The 5,102-nt window shown below is 70.7% G+C and carries 6 protein-coding genes; 4 read left to right on the top strand and 2 right to left on the bottom strand.

Annotation, left to right across the window (positions count from 1 at the left end; genetic code table 11):
- Positions 1-148 precede the first annotated feature (148 nt).
- Complete coding sequence (locus tag ACIQ8J_RS35740) at positions 149-901, top strand: class I SAM-dependent methyltransferase (RefSeq protein ID WP_403274234.1); 753 nt, start codon at positions 149-151, stop codon at positions 899-901.
- 39 nt (positions 902-940) lie between these two features.
- Here ACIQ8J_RS35740 and ACIQ8J_RS35735 read toward each other — a convergent pair whose 3' ends face one another.
- Entirely contained in the window at positions 941-1,408 is a 468-nt protein-coding gene (locus ACIQ8J_RS35735; protein WP_403608145.1) for a hypothetical protein, read from the bottom strand.
- A gap of 136 nt (positions 1,409-1,544) precedes the next feature.
- Here ACIQ8J_RS35735 and ACIQ8J_RS35730 point away from each other — a divergent pair, with 136 nt between their 5' ends.
- The 3 genes from ACIQ8J_RS35730 (at position 1,545) to proC (ending at position 4,039) form a co-directional block, all read left to right on the top strand.
- Positions 1,545-2,321: an ABC transporter ATP-binding protein gene (locus tag ACIQ8J_RS35730; protein ID WP_403274238.1), complete on the top strand. Its 777-nt coding sequence runs from the start codon at positions 1,545-1,547 to the stop codon at positions 2,319-2,321.
- Entirely contained in the window at positions 2,318-3,055 is a 738-nt protein-coding gene (locus tag ACIQ8J_RS35725) for an ABC transporter permease (protein ID WP_403274239.1), read from the top strand. The genes ACIQ8J_RS35730 and ACIQ8J_RS35725 overlap by 4 nt, the downstream gene beginning before the upstream one ends.
- 174 nt (positions 3,056-3,229) lie before the next feature.
- Positions 3,230-4,039, top strand: coding sequence for a pyrroline-5-carboxylate reductase (proC, locus tag ACIQ8J_RS35720; RefSeq protein WP_403274241.1), 810 nt, complete (start codon positions 3,230-3,232; stop codon positions 4,037-4,039).
- Positions 4,040-4,043: 4 nt separating this feature from the next.
- Here the strand turns inward: proC and ACIQ8J_RS35715 are convergent, their stop codons facing one another.
- Entirely contained in the window at positions 4,044-4,505 is a 462-nt protein-coding gene (locus ACIQ8J_RS35715; protein WP_403274242.1) for a hypothetical protein, read from the bottom strand.
- Positions 4,506-5,102: the final 597 nt, after the last annotated feature.

The raw sequence follows: 5,102 nt of genomic DNA, 5'->3' as shown, positions 1-5,102 counted from the left end.
CCCGCTGGCGGGGCCCCCCCCCGGCGGGCCCCCCCCCCCCCGCCGCCCCCCCCCCCCCCCCCCCCCCCCCCCCCGGCCCGGCCCGGGGGGGGGGGGCCCCCCCCAAAAAACACCCACCCCGCAACCCCCACACCGGCAGAATCCCCCCATGACAACCCCCCGAACCCGCGCCGAATCCTTCAACACCGCCGCCCCCCAATACGCCGCGAACCGCCCCTCCTACCCCCCACCCCTCCTGGACGCGGTGGAGGAACTGGCCGCCCACCCCCTCAAGAACGCCCACGTCGCAGACATCGGCGCCGGCACCGGCATAGCCAGCACCCTCCTGCACGCCCGCGGCGCGAACGTCACGGCGGTCGAACCCGGCGAGGGCATGGCCGCGGAGTTCCGCCGCAACAACCCCCGCATCCGCCTGGTGAGGGGCGACGGCAACGCCCTCCCCCTCGCCACCGCATCCGCGGACTTCATCACGTACGCCCAGGCCTGGCACTGGACCGACCCGGCGAAGGCGGGCCCGGAGGCCCGTCGCGTACTGCGTCCGGGCGGCGCCCTGGCCCTGTGGTGGAACATCGCGGACCACTCCGTGGAGTGGGTGGCCGAACAGGACGCCCGCTTGCGGGAGTTCTTCCGTCCGGCGAGCGACGCACCGGCCGAGCGAGGCGGCCACCCCTGGGCCGAGATCCCGGGCCTGGAGTTCACGGAACGCCGCATCCCGCACACCCGCCGAGTCCCCCTGTCCACCCACCTGGCGAACCTGGGAAGCCACTCCGCGTTCCTGGTCCTGGGCGCGGAGAAGACGCGGGAGTTCCTGGCCAGGGAGCACGACGTACTCAGCGCCCTGTTCCCCGACGGCACGGTGGAGGAGAGCTACGTGGTCCGCCTACGCCTGGCAATCCGCTGACGGAGCACACCCACCCCCAACAGCACCCCACCCCGCCACCTACCGGCGCCCGACCATCCGCGCCTTCCCCGCAACCCCCACCAAACCCACGACCCCCGCCACAACAACCCCCCGCCAAACCCCGTCCCCCACACTGCTGAAGAACGCCTCGGACGTCACGGCCTGCCGAACGACGACATCGCCGAGAACCATGAGCCCGGCCGGCACCGCCGCCACCCGCCAGGGGTGGGCCCGTGCCCAGAGGCGTATCCGGTGGTCGGCGCGATCGGCGCGAGCGCCCCCGAGCGCCGCCCCCACCCCGCCCACCAGGAAGAACAGCATGAGCGCGACGGACCCGGCCCCGGCAATCGCCATCGTGCCGAACCCGTCGGCCATCGAGTCGACCGCGAGCGACACGAACCCGCCCACCGCGCCCACCGTGCTGGCGGCCCCCCACGGCCCGAGCGACGCCGACGCGACGGCGAGATGCCGCCGCTCGGCCTTGGTGATCCCGGCCTCGGCGGTCATGGCGCCCTCGGAGTTTCGCGACTGATTCCTCATACGTCCAAGGTCCTGCGCGACGCCCCCGCAATGCCATGGGGGATGACCCTGACGGCCCCCCGATCCTTGACGCCCGCACCCCGAGAGGAGGATTATTCATCACATGGTGAATTCTGAGCCTGCCGCCCCACCCGCAGTCGAGGCGAAAGCCCTGACCGTCGTACGGGGCCCCAGAACCGTCCTGAAGAACCTGGACTTCACCGTCCTACGCGGCCGCATCACCGGCCTCCTCGGTCCGTCCGGCTGCGGAAAGTCCACCCTGATGCGCGCGATCGTGGGTACGCAGGCGAAAGTGACCGGCACCCTCACCGTCCTGGGCACCCCCGCAGGCGCCCCGAGCCTGCGGCCGAGGATCGGCTACGTAACCCAAGACCCGTCCGTCTACCAGGATTTGACGGTACGTCAGAACCTCGACTACTTCGCGGCCGTACTCCACCCGGGCCGCACCCACCGCGCGGCCCGCGCCGAAGCGGTCGAGCGGGCCATCGCGGACGTCGACCTCACCAGCCACGCCGACGACCTGGCGGGCCGGCTCTCCGGCGGAGAGCTCAGCCGCGCCTCACTGGCCGTCGCCCTGCTGGGCACCCCGGAACTGCTCGTCCTGGACGAACCGACCGTGGGCCTGGACCCCGTACTCCGCCGCGACCTGTGGCACCTCTTCCACACCATCGCCGCCACCCGCGGCACCACCCTCCTCGTCTCCTCGCACGTCATGGACGAGGCGGAACGCTGCCACCGCCTGCTCCTCCTGCGCGAAGGCGTCCTCCTCGCCGAGGACACCCCGGACGACCTGCGCACCCGTACCGCCACGGAAACAGTCGAAGGCGCGTTCCTCCACCTCGTGGACGAAGCCCAACGCAAGGCACAGGCACCCCGATGAACGCATCCCGCACCCTCGCGACCGCCGCCCGCGTCCTGCGCCAACTGCGCCACGACCCGCGCACCATCGCGCTGCTCCTGATCATCCCGTCCGTCATGATCATCCTGCTCCGGTACGTGTTCGCCGGCAGCCCGGCCGTGTTCAACAGCATCGGCGCCTCGCTGCTCGGCATCTTCCCGCTGATCACGATGTTCCTGGTGTCCTCCATCGCCACCCTGCGCGAACGCACCTCGGGCACCCTGGAACGCCTCCTCGCCATGCCCCTGGGCAAAGGCGACCTGATCGGCGGCTACGCGCTCGCCTTCGGCGCCCTGGCCGTGATCCAGTCGCTCATCGCGACGGGCATCTCGCTCTGGCTGCTGGACCTGAACGTCGTCGGCTCCCCGTGGCTGCTCCTCCTGGTGGCCCTCCTCGACGCCCTGCTCGGCACGGCCCTCGGCCTGTTCGTCTCGGCCTTCGCCTCGTCGGAATTCCAGGCCGTCCAGTTCATGCCGGCGGTGATCTTCCCCCAGCTCCTGCTCTGCGGCCTGTTCACCCCGCGCAGCGCGATGCAGCCGGTCCTGGAATGGATCTCGAACGTCCTGCCCATGTCGTACGCGGTGGACGCCATGACCCAGGTCCTCCATCACCCCGAAGCAACGTCGAACTTCGCAAGAGACACCGCGATCGTGGCCGCAGTAGCGGTCCTGGTCCTCGCCCTGGGAGCAGCAACCCTGCCCCGCCGAACGCCCTAGCCAAAGCAAGCCTCTCGTGGGGGGTCCCCCTGGCCCTTCAGGCCTTGGGGGAGCTTGAGGGGCGGGGTGGGGGAAGAACCCGTACCGCCCCTCGGACACCCCCCTCACGCACCCACCCCCGGTGCGAGGATGGGCAGCGCAGGACGCAAGCGCACCACCAGGAGGGTGACCCGCATGACCCAGACCGTCGCAGTCCTCGGCACCGGCAAGATCGGCGAGGCCCTCCTCAGCGGAATGATCCGAGCCGGCTGGCACCCGGCCAACCTCCTGGTGACCGCCCGCCGCTCGGAGCGCGCCGAAGAACTCCACGCCCGCTACGGGGTGGACGCGGTCACCAACGCCGAGGCCGCCAAGCGCGCGGACACCCTGATCCTCGCGGTGAAGCCCCAGGACATGGGCAGGCTCCTGGACGAACTGGCCCCGTACGTCACGAGCGACCGCCTCGTGATCAGCGCGGCGGCAGGCATCCCCACCTCCTTCATCGAGGACCGCCTCACCTCCGGCACCCCGGTCGTACGCGTCATGCCGAACACCCCCGTACTGGTCGACGAGGGCATGTCGGTGATCAGCGGCGGCAGCCACGCCACGCCCGAACACCTCGCCCATACGGAGGAAATCTTCGGCGGAGTGGGCAAGACCCTGCGCGTACCGGAATCACAGCAGGACGCGGCGACGGCCCTCTCCGGCTCGGGCCCGGCCTACTTCTACTACCTGGTCGAGGCGATGACAGACGCCGGAATCCTCCTCGGCCTGCCCCGCGCCCAGGCGTACGACCTGATCGTGCAGTCCGCGATCGGCGCCGCCGTGATGCTGCGCGACAGCGGCGAGCACCCGGTGAAGCTGCGCGAGGCGGTGATGTCGCCCGCGGGCACGACGATCAGCGCGATCCGCGAGCTGGAGAACCACGGCGTACGCGCCGCCCTCATCGCGGCGCTGGAAGCCGCCCGCGACCGCAGCCGTGAACTGGCCTCGGGCCAGAACTGACCCGTCAGCCCTTGGCGCGCGGCCGCTGCCGCACCACCGCAGCGGCCGCACCACCACCGACAAGCACCAGCGCCGCACCGCCGACGACGCTCAGCACCCCGACGGGGGTGTGCGGAATGGCCCGGCGCGCTGCTCGAAACGCATCGTCCCCGGGCACCGGGCCCCCACCACTGGCGGAAGCCGTCGTGAAGCCCGCCCTCTCGGCCCGAACACCCTGAGCCTTGACCGGCCGCACAGCCCTCAGTTCCGCCGCGAGCCGGCACCCCTCCTGCAACTTGTGCTCCAGCCGGGCCACCTCGCCCGACGACGCCCCGCCCGTGCAGGCGCGAACCCGCTCGATCTCCAGCCGGGTGTCCTCATTGATCGCGTTGACGACCCGCAGCCGCATCCGGGCGACGTGATCGTCCCCGTCCACGGCGTACGCAGCCCCGGGCGCCACGGCCACTCCCAGAACAAGGAGGGTCACGGCAGCCACGGCAATGCGAAGAAGAGACCTCATACCCGCCAAGCTAGGCCGCGCCCCCGGCCCACCAGATCGGCCGTCCCGCCAGGCCTGACTCGGCCAAAAGCACGAGGTCCGGCGCCGGCCCGGCCGGCACCTCCGGGCTCCGGCCGAGGGTTGACACGACCGGACCCGATCCGTAATGTTCTCCGAGTTGTCCGACGTGAGCGCCGACCCCGGTCGGTCCCCGGACAGCCATTCCGCACCAACCACTTCTCATGAACGACATCTCGTCGTCTCATTTTTCGTGCGCTTTTGCGAAATGAGGAATCCGCGTTCGAGAACGCACCCCGATTGGCGTCGGGCCCGAGGATTCCGCTAATGTCTCACTCGTCGGAACGGCCCAACAGCCGGGAAGACAAGCCGACTTGGCCCCGGGGGACCGGGAATCAGGCCCGAAAGGATCTGATAGAGTCGGAACCGCCGGAAAGGGAAACCCGAGAGGGAGAACCTGAAAGGCACCGAGGAAGTCGGACACGAAAGCGTCTGATAGAGTCGGGAACACGAAATACCGAAGGGAAGCGCCCGGAGGAAAGCCCGAGAGGGTGAGTACGAAGGAAG

The sequence above is a fragment of the Streptomyces sp. NPDC094147 genome (genome assembly GCF_044764265.1).
GTDB lineage: Bacteria > Actinomycetota > Actinomycetes > Streptomycetales > Streptomycetaceae > Streptomyces.
Note: the sequence above shows the minus strand (reverse complement) of the source record. Positions and strands in the feature narration are given on the sequence as shown.